Source organism: Erwinia sp. B116, assembly GCF_002865965.1.
GTDB lineage: Bacteria > Pseudomonadota > Gammaproteobacteria > Enterobacterales > Enterobacteriaceae > Erwinia.
In genome coordinates, this window is record NZ_JRZZ01000032.1 from 32,932 (window position 1) to 51,725 (window position 18,794).

Genomic DNA, 18,794 nt, shown 5'->3' on the forward strand with positions numbered 1-18,794 from the left:
TTGAAGATGCTACGGCATCAGCGTGCAAGCGGCGCAGGTCGGTTTCGCTAAAATCCTCACAATAATGGCGATGATCTGCCGGGTGCGGCTGTATGCGGACATGAACCGATCGTGCCGTCAGCCGGTTAAAGGTTGAAAGCGACCATTTGGTCGGGTACGGTAAGCGCCATGAATAAAGCCACGCGTTATGACACCCGAGATCATATCCTCACCACCGGCGAGCGGCTCTGCGTGCAGCGCGGCTTTAACGGTATGGGTCTGATCGAGCTGCTGAAGCAGGCCGGGGTGCCTAAAGGGTCGTTTTATCACTATTTCAGTTCGAAAGAGGCGTTTGGCGTGGCAATGCTGGAGCGCTACTTTGCCCGCTATCATCAGCAGCTGCGGATGTTTCTCGACGATCACCAGGGCGACGCGCGTCAGCGCCTGCTGGACTATTATCAGCAGTCGCTGACCAACGCCTGTGAAGAGAGCGCCTTCGCCGGCTGCCTGTCGGTGAAGCTGTCGGCGGAAGTCTGCGATCTCTCTGAAGATATGCGCCTCGCGCTGCTGGCGGGGTCCGGTGCGCTGATTGCCACGCTGGCAGAGGTGCTGTCGCTGGCCCAGCGCCAGCAGCAGCTGAGCGCTGAACTCGATTGCGCTGCGATCGCGCAGACGCTGTATATGCTGTGGCTTGGTGCCAGCCTGCAGAGCAAGATTGGCCGTGACCGCGCGCCGCTGCAGATTGCGCTGCAACAAATTGAACGCCTGTTAATCCCTGTTTAAAAAAAAACACTTTTACTAGTCGACCGGTCTACCAGGAGTAAGTTATGACAACCAACGTACTGTTTACACCATTGCAAACCGGCGCGGTGACCTTAAAAAACCGCGTTCTGATGGCTCCCCTGACCCGCCTGCGCAGCATTGAGCCTGGCGACGTGCCGACCCCGCTGATGGCGGAGTACTATGCGCAGCGCGCCAGTGCCGGGCTGATTATTACCGAAGCCACGCAGATTTCCGCTCAGGCCAAGGGCTATGCCGGCGCACCGGGCCTGCACAGCGCCGAACAGATTGCAGCCTGGACCGCGGTTAACGACGCCATTCACCAGCGCGGCGGCCACAGCGCCGTTCAGCTGTGGCATACCGGGCGTATTTCTCACGCCAGCCTGCAGCCGGAAGGTGCCGCACCGGTCTCCGCCTCGGCGATCAATGCGGAAACCCGCACCTCGCTGCGCGACGCTGACGGCAATCCGATCCGTGAAGCCACCTCCACCCCGCGTTCGCTGGCCACGGAAGAGATTAGCGGTATCGTGGCCGATTTTGCTCAGGCGGTGGCCAACGCTCGTGAAGCCAACTTCGACCTGGTCGAACTGCACGGCGCGCACGGCTACCTGATTCATCAGTTCCTCTCGCCGGCCTCTAACCAGCGTGAAGATCGTTATGGCGGCAGCATTGAGAACCGCACCCGCTTTGCGCTGGAGGTGGTCGATGCCGCCATTGCAGCGTGGAGCGCCGATCGTATCGGCATTCGTATCTCTCCGCTCGGCCCGTTCAACGGCCTGGATAACGGTGAAGATCAGGAAGAAGCCGCCCTCTACTTCCTCGCGGAGCTGGCAAAGCGTCAGCTGGCGTACCTGCATATCTCCGAGCCTGACTGGGCCGGTGGTAAGCCGTACAGCGAGGCGTTCCGTCGCGCGATCCGCAGCGTCTATCCTGGCGTAATTGTCGGTGCCGGAGGCTATACGGCGGAGAAAGCCGCGGCGCTGATTGACGAAGGGCTGATTGACGCGGTGGCCTTTGGCCGCAGCTATATCGCTAACCCGGATCTGGTAGAACGCCTGCAGGCTGACGCGCCGCTGAATGAACCACAGCCGGCAACGTTTTACGGCGGTGCTGCCGCCGGTTACACCGATTACCCGACGCTGGCGGGATAAAGCGCGGGTTTGTGATATAATAAATTGTTTTCATAGCGATAATTTCCCGCCCTGCGGGAAATTATCGTTTCAAACTCTGACGCCATCCCCCGATGGCGCTTATCAAAGAGGGTGCTATGCGTTTACTTCACACCATGCTGCGCGTCGGCGATCTGCAGCGTTCCGTTGATTTCTACACCAAAGTGCTGGGCATGCGTCTGCTGCGCACCAGCGAAAACGCCGAGTACAAATATACTCTGGCCTTCGTCGGTTACACCGAAGAGAGCGAAGGTGCGGTGATCGAGCTGACCTACAACTGGGGTGTGGACAGCTATGACCTCGGTAACGCCTACGGCCATATCGCGCTGGGCGTTGACGATGTTGCCGCCACCTGCGAGCGTATCCGCGGCGACGGCGGTAACGTTACCCGTGAAGCGGGCCCGGTCAAAGGCGGCAGCACCATTATCGCCTTCGTGGAAGATCCAGACGGTTACAAAATTGAACTGATCGAGAACAAACACGCCGGCCACGGCCTGGGCAACTGATTTTGCCCTGCGGATGCCTGCGGGCATCCGCGTCCCCCTGCTCTTCTGCTGCATCCCGCCGTTAAATTTGCCATAATGTGCGCTGTCTTTTTTGTGCCAATGAGATGCTGATGTCTGAACCAAATGAACTGAACACCCTGAGCAGCCGTTTTCGCGGTTTTTATCCGGTCGTTATTGATGTGGAAACGGCGGGTTTCGACGCCAAAACTAACGCCCTGCTTGAAATTGCCGCGATCACGCTGAAAATGAACGACGACGGCTGGCTGGAAAAAGACCAAACCCTGCATTTCCACGTTGAACCTTTCGTTGGCTCGGTGCTGGCCCCGGAGGCGCTGGCGTTCAACGGCATCGACCCGAAAAACCCGCTGCGCGGTGCCGTCAGCGAACACGACGCGCTGCACGCGATCTTCAAGCTGGTGCGTAAGGGGATCAAGGAGAGCGGCTGCAGCCGGGCAATCATGGTCGCGCACAATGCCACCTTCGATCTCAATTTTATGAACGCCGCCGCTGAACGCAGTGCGCTGAAGCGCAACCCCTTCCACCCGTTTGTCACCTTTGACACCGCAGCGCTGAGCGGGCTGGTGGTCGGGCAGACGGTGCTGGCAAAAGCCTGTAGCGCCGCCGGTATTGCGTTTGACAGTAGCCAGGCGCACTCGGCGCTGTATGACACCACCCAGACTGCCGATCTGTTCTGTGAGCTGGTCAATCGCTGGAAGCGTCTGGGGGGCTGGCCACTGGCCGCCGGACCGGCTGCTGGCGACGACGCACAATAGCGCCTGGCGGGCGTAATCCGCGCCCCGCATCCGGCTGGCGTTTCCGGCGCAGAGCCATAAAAAAACCGGAGCAGGCTCCGGTTTTTTAGTCTGTAGCGTCAGGCCGACGTTTATTCAGCGGCCGGGGCCGGGTACTTCTGTGCAGTCTCTTTGATCAGCTGCTGCAGTTCGCCGCGCTGGAACATCTCGATGATGATGTCGCAACCGCCGACCAGCTCACCGTCCACCCACAGCTGCGGGAAGGTAGGCCAGTTGGCGTACTTCGGCAGCTCAGCACGGATGTCCGGGTTCAGCAGAATGTCTACGTAAGCAAAACGCTCACCGCACGCCGACAGCGCCTGTACAGCCTGAGCAGAGAAGCCACAGCTTGGCAGTTTTGGCGACCCTTTCATGTAGAGCAAAATAGGGTTTTCTTCGATCTGGCGTTGGATTTTTTCAACAGTACTCATTATGACTTCCTCAGTACGCGACGACAAAAAAGGGATATTCGTGTTTCTGTATTGTAACGATTCTGCCCTGGCGATGAAAACGACATTTTCCGCATGGACAATGTGATCCAGAGCGCTATTTGCAAAATGATACATACAAAATAACATTTTCCTCTGGCTGATGCAGCGCCGATATTGACCTGAGTCAATTAAATCGCTGCGATAAGCATCTGAAAGTGTTTAATTTAACGCCGTTTAAATCTATTGCAGGATTGAAACAAAAAACACCTAACCCTCCGTTTAAAAGTTAGATTAGAATCATCGAGGCCTTCTGCTTTAATGCAGAAAATTCTTATCCAATTGCGCTGCGGGATGGTGCAGAGCACAAACTGTTAATGGGACCGATGCGTTTACTTATCACCCTCATCACGCTGGCCTTGGCACAGCTGTTCTTAAATGTGGCACACGCATCGCCACATGCCCCTGTTAACGCCAGCCAGCACAAGGCTGACCGCTCGGCTGCGCGCGATGATGAGCGGCGTAAACGCCGGCCGGTGAAGGCGGCAACCACCAAAAAGGTGAAAGAGCCGCTGGTTAAGAAAGTGAAAGAGAAAACCCCGCTGAAGAAAGCCACCACCGCCACGCTGCAGAAGCTTAAGCTGAAGAAGAAAACCGCCGCGCAGCCCGCCAGCCCGATCAAAACCGCGCGTACCAAAGCCACGGCAAAAAATGCCACGGCGAAGCTCGATAAAAAACGCTACGGGCGTCAGAAAGGTGAACGCAAAGCGCTGCTGGTGGAAGATGGCGATGCGCCGCTTAAGCTGAGCAAGGCGCACCGCGCCCGCTACCAGAAGGCCCGCGAAACGGCGATGAACAAGCTGATGGGTCAGCTGGGCAAACCCTACCAGTGGGGCGGCACCTCACCGAAAACCGGCTTCGACTGCAGTGGCCTGGTCTGGTACGCCTATAAAGACCTGGTGAAGTTCAAGATCCCGCGCACCGCCAATGAGATGTATCACCTGCGCGATGCGGCACAGATAAAACGCGACCAGCTGGAGAAAGGCGACCTGGTGTTCTTCCGCATTAACGGCCGCGGTACCGCCGACCACGTGGGCGTTTACCTCGGCGGCGGGAAATTTATTCAGTCACCGCGCACCGGCAAAGATATTCAGGTTAGCGCGCTGAGCGAAGACTACTGGCAGGAGCACTACATCGGTGCGCGCCGGATGATGACGCCTAAAACCATCCGCTAAGCGGGTCTGGCGGATTAAGGCAGAGAGGGAGAAGCCAGGCTTCTCCCTTTTTTTATGGCTCAGTGCATGACGGCGGTAAAGCTGAAAGCAATGATCATCGCCAGTGCGCCAACCGTGGTCAGCAGTGAAAATTTCAGATCGGTACTCATGGCTGCCCCTTAATAACCTTATTAAAATTAAGCCTGATAATTTTCCCACAGTTAACCGTAAAAATCTCGTCTTCTCGGCGCAGCCTTGCTAGAATCCGCCATTCCGTTGCGCAACATCAGCAAAACGGCATTTAGCCAGCAATGCATGTCACTTTTTCGGACGAAATCATCCCTTCCCGACCCTGTGAGACAGCGCCTGACACCTGACACCAGGTGCAGAAAATCGCGCGGCTAGCGCAAACGTTTAACCATTTTGTTATCAACAGGTTGCGATAACATCAGGAGTACTATTTGAATGGCAACAATTAAGGATGTGGCGAAGCTTGCCGGTGTCTCCACCACCACCGTCTCTCATGTGATCAACAAAACGCGTTTTGTTGCGGAAGAGACGCGTGAAGCGGTTTGGGCGGCAATCAAAGAGCTGCACTACTCCCCGAGTGCGGTTGCACGCAGCCTGAAGGTTAACCATACCAAAACCATCGGCCTGCTGGCGACCTCCAGCGAAGCGCCCTATTTTGCCGAAATAATTGAGGCGGTGGAAAACCGCTGTTTTGCCAAAGGCTACACGCTGATCCTCGGTAACGCCCATAACGACCTGCAGAAGCAGCAGGCGTATCTGTCGATGATGGCGCAGAAACGCGTCGACGGCCTGCTGGTGATGTGTTCCGAATACCCGGAAACGCTGATCGGCATGCTGGAAGATAATCGTAATATCCCGATGGTGGTGATGGACTGGAGCGAGTCGCACGGCGACTTCACCGACACCATTCTCGATAACGCCTTTGAAGGCGGCTATCTGGCCGGGCGCTACCTGATCGAACGCGGCCACCGCGATATCGGTGCCATTCCGGGGCAGCTGGAGCGCAATACCGGCGGCGGCCGTCACGCCGGCTTTCTTAAAGCGCTGGCGGAAGCCAACATTACCCTGCGCCCGGAGTGGCTGGTACAGGGTGACTTTGAGCCGGAGTCAGGTTATCGCGCCATGCAGCAAATTCTGATGCAGAAACAGCGCCCAACCGCGATCTTCTGCGGCGGCGACATCATGGCGATGGGGGCGATCTGCGCCGCCGACGAGATGGGGCTGCGCGTGCCGCAGGATATTTCGGTGATCGGTTACGATAACGTGCGCAACGCGCGCTACTTCTCACCGGCGCTGACCACCGTGCATCAGCCCAAAGAGCGCCTCGGCGAAACCGCCTTCGATATGCTGCTGGATCGTATTACCAGCAAGCGCGAAGAGCCGCAGACCATCGAGGTACACCCGACGCTGATCGAACGCCGCTCGGTGGCCGATGGTCCGTTCCGCGACTACCGCCGCTAGCCGTTCCGTGCGGCCTGCCTCAGCGGCCAGGCTGCTCGCTCAGCCACTCCGCGTTTAGCGTCTCCGTATCCCCCAGGTAGTCCAGCAACCACACCAGCGCCGGTGAGGCGTTCTGCTCCGTCCAGCTCAGATAGCAGGGGCTGGCGTGATAGGGGGCCAGCAGCGTCAGCTCCTGCAGCAGCCCCTGTTGCAGCAGCGGCTGCGCCAGGTGCCCGGGCACCATCCCAACGCACAGCCCGGCGCGCAGACAGTCAAAGGCACTTTCCCAGTCCGGCACCACCATGCGGCGCTGATTGTCCAGCGCCCAGGTGGTACGCTTCGGCAGCGCGCGTGAGGTATCCTCCAGCACCAGCGACGGCCACTCGCGCACCGCCGCTTCGTCCGGCGGCGTGGCGGTCTGCAACAGTGGGTGGCCCGGCTGCACCACGCAGCGCCAGTTCAGACTGCCCATATCGCGGAAGGAGAAGCGCCCGACCACCGGGATCGCCTGGGTAGCGCCGATCGCCAGATCGACGCGGCCGTCGGCCAGCGCATCCCACACGCCGTTGAACACCTCCTGCGACAGGTGCAGCTCGATATCCGGAAAGTAGCGATAGAAATCCACCACCAGCTGGCGGGTGCGTGCCGGCCGCACGATGCGATCCACCGCGATACTGATCTGACCGCGCCAGCCGTTGGCCACCTGCTGACAGCGGCGGCGAGTGGCAAGCATTTTTTTGATAACAGCTCGCCCCTCTTCGCTGAACACCCGCCCGGCCTCGGTCAGCACCACGTCGCGGTGACGCCGCTCAAACAGGCTGACCGCCAGCCACTGCTCCAGCTGACGCACCGTATAGCTGATGGCGGAAGGCACGCGATGCAGTTCGGCCGCCGCTGCGGAAAAACTGCCGGTTCTTGCTACCGCATCAATCACTTCCAGAGAGTGTTCCGACCACATAGCCTTCCCTTCAATTTTTTTCATATCAGGTGGCGAATAATACCATTTCACAAGCCGTTAGCCGTCCCTTTACACTGCCAGCCGAAAAAAAACTCATCAAAGAGCACCTTCACATGCAATCTTTCGGATTTATGATCTACCTGGCGCTGCTGAGCATGCTGGGTTTCCTCGCCACCGATATGTACCTGCCGGCCTTCGGCGTGATGCAGCAGGATCTGCAGAGCAGCGCCAGCGGCATCAGCGCCAGCCTGAGCATCTTCCTCGCCGGCTTTGCCTGCGCGCAGCTGATCTGGGGGCCACTCTCGGACCGCATCGGGCGTAAGCCGGTGCTGCTGATGGGGCTGAGCCTGTTCGCCGTCGGCTGTCTGGCGATGCTGTGGGTGCACTCCGCCACCGCCCTGCTGGTCTGGCGCTTTGTGCAGGCGGTCGGCGTCTGCGCCGCCGCGGTCAGCTGGCAGGCGCTGGTGGTGGACCGCTATCAGGGCGCAAAAGCCAACCGGGTGTTCGCCACCATTATGCCGCTGGTGGCGCTGTCGCCGGCGCTGGCTCCGCTGCTTGGCGCCTGGCTGCTGTCGGCGCTCTCCTGGCGGGCGATTTTTATCGCCCTGCTGGTGATTACCCTACTGCTGATCCTGATGACGCTGCTGCTGAAGTCACCGCGCGCGCGCCCCGCCGCCACCACTGAGGCGGCCGGCCCGGCCACCGGTTTTCTGACCTTAATGAAGTCGCCGGTCTACAGCGGTAACGTGGCGATCTACGCCGCCTGTTCGGCCAGCTTTTTCGCCTGGCTGACCGGCTCGCCGTTTATTCTCGGTGCCCTCGGCCTGTCGCCGGCGGATATTGGCCTCAGCTACGTGCCGCAGACCATCGCCTTCCTGGTGGGCGGTTTTGGCTGTCGCGCACTGCTTAATCACCTGAGTGGCCGCCAGCTGCTGCCGTGGCTGCTGCTGTTTTACAGCATCAGCATATTTGCGCTGTGGCTGGTGGCCCGCGAACCGCAGCCCTCGCTGGTGGCGCTGATGGTGCCGTTCTGCGGCATGGCGATGGCCAACGGCGCGATCTATCCGATCGTGGTTTCTAACGCGCTGCTGCCGTTCCCGCAGGCCACCGGTAAGGCCGCCGCGCTGCAGAACATGCTGCAGCTGGGCCTGTGCTTTGCCGCCAGCCTCGCCGTCTCTGCCGGCATTGACGCCGCGTTACATACCACGGCGCAGGTGATGTTGCTGACCATTTTACTGGCGGTTCTCGGCTATCTGCTACAGTTCAAAGCCGCGAAACAGGCCCGGCTGCTGGCGCAGCAGGAGCAGCAGTAAACGCGGAATGCGATTGATTCGCAGGCTAAAGATAAGCCATTGAATATTTTCTCGGGTGAGCATATACTCGCCAAAAAACGATAAAACAGCCTTTTATTAACCGCTTAGCAAGCCGGTCTTTTAGCCGTTAAAAGACCGGCATTACAACCTGACAAGGTCGTCATGGTGTTTCCGACGCAGCACGCGTTACGGCCTCGCAGCATTGCATCAATCCTCTTTAAACGTCGGATTTCAAGCCACGGCAATCTGCCGTGACTTCTCTCACAAACTTGCAGAAATTGACTATCCTTTTTCTGAGGTTTCAGTCACAGGGTGATGGAGAAGCTATGAGTTCATCGTGTATTGAAGAAACGATTCTTGAAGATAATCCGTGGTACCGCATCGTTCATGAGATGTTAAGCCAGGCGGACGTGGCCATTAACGGTTCGCGGCCTTGGGATATTCAGATCAGCCACCCCGGGTTTTTTAAGCGCGTGCTGCAGGAAGGCTCACTGGGGCTGGGCGAGAGCTATATGGACGGCTGGTGGCAGTGTGAACGTATCGACCAGTTTATCCAGCGTATTCTGCAGGCGCATATTGACCAGCAGATCCCTCACCGTTTTAAAGACACCCTGCGGGTGCTGGTGGCCCGCCTCACCAACCTGCAGTCGCGCAAACGCGCGTGGATCGTCGGCAAGGAGCATTACGATCTCGGCAACGATCTGTTCTCACTGATGCTTGACCCTTATATGCAGTACTCATGCGGCTACTGGAAAGAGGCCACCACGCTGGAACAGGCGCAGGAAGCCAAGCTCAGAATGATCTGTGAGAAGCTGCAGCTGGCTCCCGGCATGTCGCTGCTGGATATTGGCTGCGGCTGGGGCGGGCTGGCCGAGTTTGCGGCGCGCCACTACGGGGTCAGCGTTTACGGCGTGACCATCTCCGCCGAGCAGCAAAAGATGGCGCAGCAGCGCTGTGACGGGCTGGACGTGACCATTCTGCTGCAGGACTATCGCGACCTTGACCGGCAGTTTGACCGCATCGTTTCGGTGGGCATGTTCGAACACGTTGGGCCAAAAAATTACGCCACCTACTTTAAGGTGGTGGATCGTAATTTAAAGCCCGACGGCATTTTCCTGCTGCACACCATCGGCGCGAATAAAACCAACAGCGACGTCGATCCCTGGATCAACAAGTATATCTTCCCCAACGGCTGCCTGCCCTCGGTGCGCCATATTGCCGACGTCAGCGAGCCGCATTTCATTGTTGAAGACTGGCACAATATCGGGGCGGACTACGATCTGACGCTGATGGCATGGTATCAGCGCTTCCTCACCGCCTGGCCACAGCTGGCCGGCAACTATGATGAACGCTTTAAACGCATGTTCACCTACTACCTCAACGTCTGCGCCGGGGCGTTTCGCGCACGGGATATTCAGCTGTGGCAGGTCGTGTTTACCCGCGGTGCCGAAGGCGGCCTGCGGGTTGCGCGCTAGCGGAAATCAGGCGACCTGCGGGTCGCCTGTTTGATATTAGTCCTGCTCTGGCTGACGCAGCAGAGCTTCAGCTGCCGCTGCCGCCAGCACGGCTTCACGCTGGGCCAGCACCCGCTCAACCGTTTCAACGATCGCCTGGGTATGCGGGTCAATTTCAATATTTACGCGGTGCCCAAGACGTTTGGCACCCAACGTGGTGCGCGCCAGCGTTTCCGGGATCAGGTGCACGCAGAACTTAGTGCGGGTCACTTCACCCACCGTCAGGCTGATGCCGTCGATACCAATAAAGCCTTTGTGCAGAATATACTTCATCTGGCTGGCGTCCTGCGGTTTGAACCAGATCTCGCGATTGTTCTCCGAGGTGATGATTTTGCTGATCTCCGCGGTGGTCATAATATGACCGGACATCAGATGCCCACCGATCTCATCGCTGAACTTCGCCGCCCGCTCCACGTTAACCGTGTCGCCCACCTCCAGATCGCCGAGGTTGGTGATGCGCAGGGTCTCTTTAATCAGATCGAAGCTGACCCGGTCGCCGTCCACTTCCGTCACCGTCAGGCAGCAGCCGTTGTGCGAAACCGATGCGCCCAGTTCGATGCCGGGTAACAACGCCTCAGGCATTTTGATTACGTGAGTACGGAAATTTGGCTTCTCTTCAATTGCCAGCACCTCTGCGGTGCCCTGCACAATACCGGTAAACATAGCGCTTGCCTCTGTCAGTGTGTTTTCGCTGGCCCTAGTTTGCCCTGTCTGACCGGTAAAGCCAAATCCTCCTGCGGAATAAGCGTGACTTAACGGGCTAATTTTATTACAGAAGACTGGCTATTTTGCCATCGAACATTAAACTAGACCACCTGCTCTACTATTACTGTGGAAATGGAGTCGTCTGTTTCCTCCAGCCGTTTTTCCCTACGTGCAGTCATTCAAGACTTACTCTAACGATAAAGGTGTTTTCGTGCAGAAGTACTTTACAGAGGCGCGTCAGTTACTGACTCTGGCGATCCCGGTGATCCTTGCGCAGGTTGCGCAAACGTCAATGGGCTTTGTTGATACCGTGATGGCCGGCGCCGTAAGCGCCACGGATATGGCCGCCGTCGCCGTGGGAACCTCGATCTGGTTACCCGCCATTCTGTTTGGTCACGGCCTGGTGCTGGCGCTGACACCGGTGGTGGCGCAGATGAACGGTGCAGGCCGCCGCGACCGTATTGCACACCAGGTGCGTCAGGCCTACTGGCTGGCCGGGCTGGTTGCGCTACTGATTATGGTGGTTCTTTATCACTCAGGCTACGCGATCGGCGCGATGCACAACGTCGATCCGCTGCTGGCCGAGAAGGCGATTGGCTACCTGCACGCGCTGCTGTGGGGCGCGCCGGGTTATCTGTTTTTCCAGGTTGCGCGTAATCAGTGCGAGGGACTGGCGAAAACCAAGCCGGGCATGGTAATGGGCTTCCTCGGGCTGCTGGTCAATATTCCGGTGAACTACGTGTTTATTTACGGCCACTTTGGTATGCCGGCGCTGGGCGGCGTGGGCTGCGGCGTGGCAACCGCGTCGGTCTACTGGGTGATGTTTATCGTGATGAAGCTGTGGGTCAGCCGGGCCGGTTCAATGCGTGACATCCGCTTGCCGACCCGCTTCAGCCCGCCGGACTGGAAGGTGCTTAAGCGGCTGGTAGGCCTTGGCCTGCCGGTGGCGCTGGCGCTGTTCTTTGAAGTAACGCTGTTTGCCGTGGTGGCGCTGCTGGTCTCGCCGATGGGTATCGTGCAGGTCGCCGGTCACCAGATAGCCCTCAACTTCAGCTCGCTGATGTTCGTGCTGCCGCTCTCGCTGGGGGTGGCCACCACCATTCGGGTCGGTTTCCGCCTTGGCCAGGGGCAGACCGAAGAGGCGCGCGTGGCGGCCTGGACCGCGCAGGGCGTCGGCATCTGCATGGCCTGCCTTACCGCGCTGTTCACGGTGGTGTTCCGCGAACAGATCGCGCAGCTCTATACCGACAACCCGCAGGTGGTAACGCTGGCCGCCTCCCTGATGCTGCTGGCCGCGCTGTACCAGTTCTCCGATTCGGTGCAGGTGATTGGCAGCGGCATTCTGCGCGGTTACAAGGATACCCGGGCGATCTTCTTTATTACTTTTGTCGCCTACTGGGTGGTGGGCCTGCCGAGCGGCTATATCCTGGCGATGACCGGCTGGCTGGTACCGCCGATGGGGCCGGCAGGCTTCTGGACCGGCTTTATTCTCGGCCTGACCTCGGCGGCGGTGATGATGATCTGGCGCATGCGTCGTCTGCAGAAACAGCCGCCCGCGCAAATCCTCGCGCGTGCAGCACGTTAATTTTGCGGCTTTTTTGGTGACAAATGCTTAAAATTGCTGCGCTTCGCACAGATGCGCAGCAATCAGAGGCAAAATTGATTTTTTCTCCTTGCCAGCCGTGCGGGGTGTCGTTAATATTCGTCCCCGCTGTCACCCAGACAGCACAGTGCGTCCGTAGCTCAGTTGGTTAGAGCACCACCTTGACATGGTGGGGGTCGGTGGTTCGAGTCCACTCGGACGCACCAGCTTTCTGCAAACAGAAAGTGAAGCAAAAGATAAACGATGCGTCCGTAGCTCAGTTGGTTAGAGCACCACCTTGACATGGTGGGGGTCGGTGGTTCGAGTCCACTCGGACGCACCAGATTATCTGCAGCAACATCAGTACTGCGTTCTTAGCTCAGTTGGTTAGAGCACCACCTTGACATGGTGGGGGTCGGAGGTTCGAGTCCTCTAGAACGCACCACATTGCTCCCCTTCTCCCTGATTATTAATACCACCTCGTTTGCGCAACAAAACCAACTTGTTTTAAAAACGTTACAAAGCTGACGCTTTTTAATTGGTTTTCGCACACTTAGCGACTATAATACGCAGCGTTGTTTCACTTGAATGGTTTCAGCGTATGGCAGATCATCAATATAACACTAACACCTGTTGCGCAACTCTCTGCTGCGCCTGCGCCAAAACCACGCCTCAACTTTTTCCTTACGCCCTGAACCCGTTACTAACGCAAATCACGCGCCCGACGCCCAATTCCTCTTTCGCTGGTGTTACCGGCGGAAGTCATTTTTATCATCCATCACAACTTAATAGATAACCGTCATGAAAAAGACCAAAATCGTTTGTACTATCGGCCCGAAAACCGAATCTGAAGAGATGCTGACCAACCTGCTGGATGCCGGCATGAACGTTATGCGTCTGAACTTCTCCCACGGCGACTATGCCGAACACGGCCAGCGCATCACCAACCTGCGCAACGTAATGGCGAAAACCAGCCATCAGGCGGCGATCCTGCTGGATACCAAAGGCCCTGAAATTCGTACCATGAAGCTGGAAGGCGGCGTTGATGCCTCGCTGAAAGCCGGCCAGACCTTCACCTTTACCACCGACCAGTCGGTCGTGGGTAATAACGAGCGTGTTGCGGTAACCTACACCGGTTTCACCGCTGACCTGAAAGTCGGAAACACCGTGCTGGTGGATGACGGCCTGATCGGCATGGAAGTGACTGCTATCACCGATACCACCGTGGTCTGTAAGGTGCTGAACAACGGTGACCTGGGCGAGAACAAAGGCGTTAACCTGCCGGGCGTCTCAATCCAGCTGCCTGCGCTGGCGGAAAAAGACAAACGCGACCTGATCTTCGGCTGCGAGCAGGGCGTCGACTTTGTTGCCGCCTCCTTTATCCGTAAGCGTTCAGACGTGGAAGAGATCCGCGCACACCTGAAAGCACACGGCGGCGAGCACATCCAGATCATCTCCAAGATCGAAAACCAGGAAGGCCTGAACAACTTCGACGAGATCCTCGAAGCTTCTGACGGCATCATGGTCGCCCGTGGCGATCTCGGCGTGGAAATCCCGGTAGAAGAAGTGATCTTCGCGCAGAAGATGATGATCAAGAAGTGTAACCACGCGCGTAAAGTGGTGATCACCGCCACCCAGATGCTGGACTCGATGATCAAGAACCCGCGCCCTACCCGCGCAGAAGCCGGTGACGTAGCGAACGCCATCCTGGACGGTACCGATGCGGTGATGCTGTCGGGTGAAAGCGCCAAGGGTAAATATCCGCTGGAGTCCGTGACCATCATGGCAACCATCTGCGAGCGTACCGACCGCGTGATGAAGAGCCGCATTGATACGCAGGCTGACCTGCGCAAAATGCGCATCACCGAAGCCGTCTGCCGCAGCGCCGTTGAGACCGCTGAGAAGCTGGAATCGCCGCTGATCGTGGTAGCCACCGAAGGCGGTAAATCTGCTAAGTCGGTGCGTAAGTACTTCCCGAACGCCACCATCCTGGCGCTGACCACCAACGAGCAGACCGCCCGTCAGCTGCTGCTGACCAAAGGCGTTATCGCCACCGTGGTCAGTGAGATCGCCTCTACCGACGATTTCTATCGCCTGGGCAAAGAAGCGGCGCTGACCAGCGGCTATGCGCAGAAAGGTGAAGTGGTAGTGATGGTGTCCGGTGCGCTGGTGCCAAGCGGTACCACCAACACCTCATCGGTACACGTTTTGTAATACAAAATCACTATCTGTTTAATAAAGCGCCCTGAGTGGCGCTTTTTTTGTGTCCTGATTAACCTGCTTTCACAAAATTTCCAATCGAAATTAACGATTCAATCACCTGAAAAACTCAGAGCTGTCCGATTAAAATTGCCTGTTTTCGCTTCATTTTTTTTATAAAACACCAAAGCAGATGCTTCTTTGAGCGAACGAGCAACTTTCAGCACGTTCTCATCAAAAAATTATTCTCATTAGAAAATAGTTTGTGTAATACTTGTAACGCTACATGGAGATTAACTTAATCTAGAGGGTATTAATAATGAATCGTACTAAACTGGTACTGGGCGCGGTAGTTCTGGCTTCAACTCTGCTGGCTGGTTGCTCAAGCAACGCCAAAATCGATCAGCTGTCTACCGACGTGCAGACTCTGAACGCTAAAGTTGACCAGCTGAGCAACGACGTGAACGCAATCCGTTCTGACGTTCAGGCTGCTAAAGACGACGCAGCACGCGCTAACCAGCGTCTGGACAACCAGGCTCACTCTTACCGTAAGTAAGAGTACTGGTTTTGAAAATGGCGCACACTGTGCGCCATTTTTTTTGTTCTTTTTTCAGCAGGTTTGCGCAGCATTGCCCGCCCCCGCTGAAAAGCTCTGTAATCAGTTTTGCGCCGCTGTTCCCTGCACCTGAGTAATCCCGGCAGGTTGCGCCGATAACCCCGCAGAGTTCGTCTGAAGAGCCACAGCAGGTTGTGTTGCGGTACCGGCAGCGATACCCTCACTCACCAGCACCGGCATCCCCGAACGTCGCGTCATTGCCGCTTCAATCATTGCACCGTCACTCGCCTCGTTGTTTACAAATTTCTTCGCCGCTGGGCTCAGAGCGATCGGCATGGTTTGCGGGTCATCCTTTTCGCTGTGCGACAGCGGCTGATGCACCTCCAGCCAGCGCTTACCGTCCGGCTCGACGGCATACTTCACCGGCTGATTGATCACCTGCACGCGGGTCCCCGCGGGCACGCTGTTGAACAGCGCTTCGATGTCGTCCGGACGCAGGCGGATGCAGCCGGAGCTGACGCGCATGCCGATGCCAAAATCGGCGTTGGTGCCGTGGATCAGGTAGTGACCTTTGCCGTAAGCCAGGCGCAGTGCAAACAGCCCCATCGGGTTTTCCGGCCCGGCGGGTACGGTAACCGGCAGGATCTCGCCTTTGGCCGCATAGCGCTTACGGATATTCGGCGTGGGGGTCCAGGTTGGGTTAGGGATTTTCTGGCTGATCGCGGTGACCATCGCCGGCGTATTGGCGCCCTGCTGGCCGATGCCGATCGGGTAGACGATCACTTTGTCTTCACCCTTCGGATAGTAGTAGAGGCGCAGCTCGGCCACGTTGACCACGATGCCTTCCCGTTTGGTATCCGGCAGCAGCATCTGGGTGGGAATGGTCAGCTCGCTGCCGGCCTTCGGCAGCCACGGGTCGGTGCCCGGGTTGGCTTCCAGCATGCCCAGCAGGCCAATCTGGTATTTTTTCGCCACCGCTTCCAGCGGCTGGCCGTCGTTCGGCACCAGATAAGTGCTGTTTTCGCCAATCAGGCGGCTGTTCTCAGGCGGTAACGGATATTCGGTGGCGCTGGCAGCCTGCGCGCCGGCGAGCAGCGAGGCGATAAAAGCGAATCGAAACAGAGGTTTCATGCGGTTTTCCCGGTTAGATTTTAACACCCCACTGTAACCCAGCGGGGCCTCTACCGGGAAGTGTAGCAAATCAGCGCGGGGCGAGATTCAGCGCTTTCTGACGGATGGCACGGATCATCGCTTCCAGCCCCTGGGAACGGGAAGGCGTCAGCTGCTGGGTCAGCGACAGGTCGGCGAACCACGGGCGCACGTCGAAGTCGAGGATCTGCTGAGGCGTCATCTGCTGGTAGATAGCAAACACGATGGCCAGCAGCCCTTTAACCAGCGCCGCGTCGCTGTCGCCCTGCAGGCTGACCACGCCGCTCTCATCGGTATCCATCACGATCCACACCTGGCTCTGGCAACCCGGGATCAGGTTTGCCTGCTGATGCAGCGTCTCAGAGGCAGCGGGCAGGCGGCCACCCAGTTCGATAATGTACAGGTACTTCTCTTCCTGATTTGCGCAACGATTGAAGTTGCGCACCAGTTTCTCTTTCTCTGGCAACGTGGCCATTACTTCCTCACTTTACTTAACGACAGTGCAAACGATCCGGGGCCGTATAGATCAGGGGCGGGGTTTCCCCCGCCCCTGTCGGTGTTATCATTGACGATCGCGCGGCGATCGTTCAGCCCAGCAGACGATGGATGCGGATCAGCCCGGCAACCAGGCGATCCACCTCTTCTTCGGTATTGTAGAGCACCAGCGACGCGCGGCACATGGCCGGTACCGCGTAGTGCTTCATCAGCGGCATCGCGCAGTGGTGACCGGTACGGATGGCGATACCGTACTGATCGAGGAAACTGCCGACGTCGAAGGCGTGGTGTTTGCCCAGATTAAAAGCAATCACCCCGGCGCGCTGCTGCGGGCCATAAATGACCAGGTCCGGCACCGTCGCCAGCTTATCCAGCGCATAGCGCATCAGCGCCTGCTCGTGGTGAGCGATAGCCTCCAGCCCCAGCTCGCTGACGTAGTTCAGCGCCGCACCCAGGCCGATAATCGCGCCGGTGTTTGGCGTGCCTGCCTCGAAGCGCCACGGCGCGGCGGCCCAGGTGGAGCCCTCGGTCAGGCTGACGGTGGCGATCATCGCTCCGCCCCCTTCCCACGGCGGCATCTGGTCGAGCAGCGCTTTGCGGCCATAGAGAATGCCGATACCGGTCGGACCATAGATTTTATGGCCGGAGAAGGCATAGAAATCACAGTCCAGATCCTGCACGTCCACCTGGTGGTGCATCACCGCCTGCGCACCGTCGACCAGCGTCACGATACCGGCCGCGCGCGCCTGGGCAACCAGCGCCTTAACCGGGTTCTCAGTGCCCAGCACGTTCGACACCTGGGTCACCGCCAGCAGGCGGGTGCGGCTGTCGATCAGGCCAGGCAGTTGCGCCACGTCGAGCTCACCGTTGGCGGTCAGCGGGATAAAGCGCACTTCCGCACCCGTGCGGCTGGCAACCATCTGCCAGGGTACGATATTGGCGTGATGCTCCATCTCGGTGATGATGATGTTATCACCCGGCTGCAGCTGGCTGCCGCCCCAGCTGTTGGCGACCAGGTTGATCGCCTCAGTGGTGCCTTTAACAAACACGATCTCTTCCGCCGAGGCCGCGTTGAGAAACTGCGCGGCGCGGATACGGACGTTTTCCATCAGCGTGGTGGCTTCCGCACTCAGCGTATGGATACCGCGGTGGACGGCAGCGTAACCCTGCTCATAGAACTGGCTCTCAGCGTCAATCACCACCTGCGGCTTTTGGGCACTGGCAGCGCTGTCCAGGTAGGCCAGCGGTTGCCCGTTGACCTCCCGTGCCAGCAGCGGGAAATCGGCACGCACGCGAGCCAGATCGAAACTCATTACAGGGCCTCCGGGAAACGCTGCGCGATACGTTGCATCACCGCCTCTTTCAGCGTTTCATCGCTGATGGCTTCGGTCAGTTCGGCGGCAAAGGCGTAGATGATCATCTTCTGCGCCGAGGCGCGATCGATGCCGCGCGCGCGCAGGTAGAACATCTGCTCTTCGTCGATACGGCCGATGGTGGCACCGTGGCCACACTTGACGTCATCGGCGTAGATCTCCAGCTGTGGTTTGGTATCCACTTCAGCCAGGCGGCCAAGCAACAGGTTGTTGTTGCTCATCTGACCGTCGGTTTTCAGCGCATACTTCGCCACTTTAATCATGCCGTTAAATACCGCACGAGCGCGATCGCGCACGATGGTTTTATGCAGCTGACGGCTCTGGCAGTGGCCTTTGTTGTGTTCAAGGTAGGTGCGGCTGTCGCAGACTTCTTTGTCGACCGGCAGCATCAGGGTGTTGATCGCCAGATCGCTTCCCTCGCCGTTCAGCTGGCTGCTGGTGTTGTGGCGGGTCAGGCCGGCACCCAGCAGGAAGCTGTGGCTCTGCACGCGCACGTCACGGCCCAGCGTCAGGTCGTTATGCGCAAAGTGGTAGCTGCTGCGGTCTTCAAACGCCAGCTTGTAGTGGCTCAGCCCGGCGTTATCGCCGACGTCCGCGGTAAAGCGCGCGCCGG

19 protein-coding genes and 3 tRNA genes are annotated in these 18,794 nt (G+C 58.2%); 14 read left to right on the forward strand and 8 right to left on the reverse strand.

All coding sequences use genetic code 11. From position 1 onward, the window contains the following. The first annotated feature begins 168 nt into the window (after nucleotides 1-168). The 4 genes from NV64_RS17870 to rnt all read left to right on the forward strand — a co-directional run bounded on the left by NV64_RS17870 (nucleotide 169) and on the right by rnt (nucleotide 3,207). Nucleotides 169-762, forward strand: coding sequence for a TetR/AcrR family transcriptional regulator (locus NV64_RS17870; RefSeq protein ID WP_101506458.1), 594 nt, complete (start codon nucleotides 169-171; stop codon nucleotides 760-762). A gap of 44 nt (nucleotides 763-806) precedes the next feature. Beyond that, the gene (locus NV64_RS17875; RefSeq protein ID WP_056241677.1) at nucleotides 807-1,910 is read left to right on the forward strand and encodes an alkene reductase; all 1,104 of its coding nucleotides are present in this window, start codon (nucleotides 807-809) and stop codon (nucleotides 1,908-1,910) included. A 116-nt stretch (nucleotides 1,911-2,026) separates the two neighbouring features. Next, complete coding sequence (gene gloA / locus NV64_RS17880; protein WP_056241786.1) at nucleotides 2,027-2,434, forward strand: lactoylglutathione lyase; 408 nt, start codon at nucleotides 2,027-2,029, stop codon at nucleotides 2,432-2,434. A gap of 104 nt (nucleotides 2,435-2,538) precedes the next feature. Beyond that, nucleotides 2,539-3,207 carry a ribonuclease T gene (gene rnt, locus NV64_RS17885; protein WP_056241679.1) on the forward strand — a complete coding sequence of 223 codons (669 nt, stop codon included), beginning with the start codon at nucleotides 2,539-2,541 and terminating at the stop codon, nucleotides 3,205-3,207. Nucleotides 3,208-3,317: 110 nt separating this feature from the next. Here the strand turns inward: rnt and NV64_RS17890 are convergent, their stop codons facing one another. Next, the gene (locus NV64_RS17890; protein WP_199177690.1) at nucleotides 3,318-3,659 is read right to left on the reverse strand and encodes a Grx4 family monothiol glutaredoxin; all 342 of its coding nucleotides are present in this window, start codon (nucleotides 3,657-3,659) and stop codon (nucleotides 3,318-3,320) included. A 380-nt stretch (nucleotides 3,660-4,039) separates the two neighbouring features. On the opposite strand from NV64_RS17890, the gene NV64_RS17895 reads away from it, so the two are divergent. Then, nucleotides 4,040-4,888 (forward strand): C40 family peptidase, encoded by an 849-nt coding sequence (locus NV64_RS17895; RefSeq protein ID WP_056241685.1) that lies wholly within the window; start codon nucleotides 4,040-4,042, stop codon nucleotides 4,886-4,888. A gap of 59 nt (nucleotides 4,889-4,947) precedes the next feature. Here the strand turns inward: NV64_RS17895 and NV64_RS17900 are convergent, their stop codons facing one another. Beyond that, nucleotides 4,948-5,037 carry a YnhF family membrane protein gene (locus NV64_RS17900; protein WP_101506459.1) on the reverse strand — a complete coding sequence of 30 codons (90 nt, stop codon included), beginning with the start codon at nucleotides 5,035-5,037 and terminating at the stop codon, nucleotides 4,948-4,950. A 295-nt stretch (nucleotides 5,038-5,332) separates the two neighbouring features. Here NV64_RS17900 and purR point away from each other — a divergent pair, with 295 nt between their 5' ends. Next, nucleotides 5,333-6,358, forward strand: a complete 1,026-nt coding sequence (gene purR, locus NV64_RS17905) for an HTH-type transcriptional repressor PurR (protein ID WP_056241688.1) — start codon at nucleotides 5,333-5,335, stop codon at nucleotides 6,356-6,358. Nucleotides 6,359-6,377: 19 nt separating this feature from the next. Here purR and punR read toward each other — a convergent pair whose 3' ends face one another. Then, nucleotides 6,378-7,295, reverse strand: a complete 918-nt coding sequence (gene punR / locus NV64_RS17910; RefSeq protein WP_101506460.1) for a DNA-binding transcriptional activator PunR — start codon at nucleotides 7,293-7,295, stop codon at nucleotides 6,378-6,380. Between the two features lie 113 nt (nucleotides 7,296-7,408). Here punR and punC point away from each other — a divergent pair, with 113 nt between their 5' ends. Together punC and cfa are read left to right on the forward strand one after the other, a co-directional pair. Continuing rightward, nucleotides 7,409-8,608 (forward strand): purine nucleoside transporter PunC, encoded by a 1,200-nt coding sequence (punC, locus tag NV64_RS17915; RefSeq protein WP_101506461.1) that lies wholly within the window; start codon nucleotides 7,409-7,411, stop codon nucleotides 8,606-8,608. A gap of 326 nt (nucleotides 8,609-8,934) precedes the next feature. After that, nucleotides 8,935-10,083 carry a cyclopropane fatty acyl phospholipid synthase gene (gene cfa / locus NV64_RS17920; RefSeq protein WP_101506462.1) on the forward strand — a complete coding sequence of 383 codons (1,149 nt, stop codon included), beginning with the start codon at nucleotides 8,935-8,937 and terminating at the stop codon, nucleotides 10,081-10,083. 36 nt (nucleotides 10,084-10,119) lie between these two features. On the opposite strand, the gene NV64_RS17925 is transcribed toward cfa, so the two are convergent. After that, a complete protein-coding gene (locus tag NV64_RS17925; protein ID WP_056241701.1) occupies nucleotides 10,120-10,785 on the reverse strand; it encodes a riboflavin synthase in 666 nt (221 codons plus the stop codon). Between the two features lie 253 nt (nucleotides 10,786-11,038). On the opposite strand from NV64_RS17925, the gene NV64_RS17930 reads away from it, so the two are divergent. From NV64_RS17930 to NV64_RS17955, 6 genes are all read left to right on the forward strand, one after another. Next, entirely contained in the window at nucleotides 11,039-12,412 is a 1,374-nt protein-coding gene (locus NV64_RS17930) for an MATE family efflux transporter (RefSeq protein WP_056241789.1), read from the forward strand. Between the two features lie 147 nt (nucleotides 12,413-12,559). Next, a tRNA-Val gene (locus NV64_RS17935) sits at nucleotides 12,560-12,636 on the forward strand. 39 nt (nucleotides 12,637-12,675) lie between these two features. Continuing rightward, nucleotides 12,676-12,752 (forward strand) — tRNA-Val (locus NV64_RS17940). Between the two features lie 25 nt (nucleotides 12,753-12,777). After that, nucleotides 12,778-12,854, forward strand: a tRNA-Val gene (locus NV64_RS17945). Between the two features lie 356 nt (nucleotides 12,855-13,210). Continuing rightward, complete coding sequence (pykF, locus tag NV64_RS17950; protein WP_056241706.1) at nucleotides 13,211-14,623, forward strand: pyruvate kinase PykF; 1,413 nt, start codon at nucleotides 13,211-13,213, stop codon at nucleotides 14,621-14,623. A gap of 304 nt (nucleotides 14,624-14,927) precedes the next feature. Further along, nucleotides 14,928-15,164: a major outer membrane lipoprotein gene (locus NV64_RS17955; protein WP_056241710.1), complete on the forward strand. Its 237-nt coding sequence runs from the start codon at nucleotides 14,928-14,930 to the stop codon at nucleotides 15,162-15,164. Nucleotides 15,165-15,266: 102 nt separating this feature from the next. Here NV64_RS17955 and NV64_RS17960 read toward each other — a convergent pair whose 3' ends face one another. The 4 genes from NV64_RS17960 to sufD all read right to left on the reverse strand — a co-directional run. Further along, complete coding sequence (locus NV64_RS17960) at nucleotides 15,267-16,295, reverse strand: L,D-transpeptidase family protein (protein WP_056241713.1); 1,029 nt, start codon at nucleotides 16,293-16,295, stop codon at nucleotides 15,267-15,269. A gap of 70 nt (nucleotides 16,296-16,365) precedes the next feature. Further along, the gene (sufE, locus tag NV64_RS17965; protein WP_056241718.1) at nucleotides 16,366-16,788 is read right to left on the reverse strand and encodes a cysteine desulfuration protein SufE; all 423 of its coding nucleotides are present in this window, start codon (nucleotides 16,786-16,788) and stop codon (nucleotides 16,366-16,368) included. A 112-nt stretch (nucleotides 16,789-16,900) separates the two neighbouring features. Beyond that, on the reverse strand, nucleotides 16,901-18,121 hold the full coding sequence (gene sufS, locus NV64_RS17970; RefSeq protein WP_101506463.1) for a cysteine desulfurase SufS: 1,221 nt from the start codon (nucleotides 18,119-18,121) through the stop codon (nucleotides 16,901-16,903). After that, on the reverse strand, nucleotides 18,121-18,794 hold a 674-nt coding region (gene sufD / locus NV64_RS17975), incomplete at its 5' end, for a Fe-S cluster assembly protein SufD (protein WP_101506464.1). The genes sufD and sufS, both read right to left, overlap by 1 nt.

Bases quoted from the DNA above. Each gene is read 5' to 3' on its own strand.
- NV64_RS17870 (WP_101506458.1), top strand. From the start codon at position 169: ATGAATAAAGCCACGCGTTATGACACCCGAGATCATATCCTCACCACC.
- NV64_RS17875 (WP_056241677.1), top strand. From the start codon at position 807: ATGACAACCAACGTACTGTTTACACCATTGCAAACCGGCGCGGTGACC.
- gloA (WP_056241786.1), top strand. From the start codon at position 2,027: ATGCGTTTACTTCACACCATGCTGCGCGTCGGCGATCTGCAGCGTTCC.
- rnt (WP_056241679.1), top strand. From the start codon at position 2,539: ATGCTGATGTCTGAACCAAATGAACTGAACACCCTGAGCAGCCGTTTT.
- NV64_RS17895 (WP_056241685.1), top strand. From the start codon at position 4,040: ATGCGTTTACTTATCACCCTCATCACGCTGGCCTTGGCACAGCTGTTC.
- NV64_RS17900 (WP_101506459.1), bottom strand. From the start codon at position 5,037: ATGAGTACCGATCTGAAATTTTCACTGCTGACCACGGTTGGCGCACTG.
- purR (WP_056241688.1), top strand. From the start codon at position 5,333: ATGGCAACAATTAAGGATGTGGCGAAGCTTGCCGGTGTCTCCACCACC.
- punR (WP_101506460.1), bottom strand. From the start codon at position 7,295: ATGTGGTCGGAACACTCTCTGGAAGTGATTGATGCGGTAGCAAGAACC.
- punC (WP_101506461.1), top strand. From the start codon at position 7,409: ATGCAATCTTTCGGATTTATGATCTACCTGGCGCTGCTGAGCATGCTG.
- cfa (WP_101506462.1), top strand. From the start codon at position 8,935: ATGAGTTCATCGTGTATTGAAGAAACGATTCTTGAAGATAATCCGTGG.
- NV64_RS17925 (WP_056241701.1), bottom strand. From the start codon at position 10,785: ATGTTTACCGGTATTGTGCAGGGCACCGCAGAGGTGCTGGCAATTGAA.
- pykF (WP_056241706.1), top strand. From the start codon at position 13,211: ATGAAAAAGACCAAAATCGTTTGTACTATCGGCCCGAAAACCGAATCT.
- NV64_RS17955 (WP_056241710.1), top strand. From the start codon at position 14,928: ATGAATCGTACTAAACTGGTACTGGGCGCGGTAGTTCTGGCTTCAACT.
- NV64_RS17960 (WP_056241713.1), bottom strand. From the start codon at position 16,295: ATGAAACCTCTGTTTCGATTCGCTTTTATCGCCTCGCTGCTCGCCGGC.
- sufE (WP_056241718.1), bottom strand. From the start codon at position 16,788: ATGGCCACGTTGCCAGAGAAAGAGAAACTGGTGCGCAACTTCAATCGT.
- sufS (WP_101506463.1), bottom strand. From the start codon at position 18,121: ATGAGTTTCGATCTGGCTCGCGTGCGTGCCGATTTCCCGCTGCTGGCA.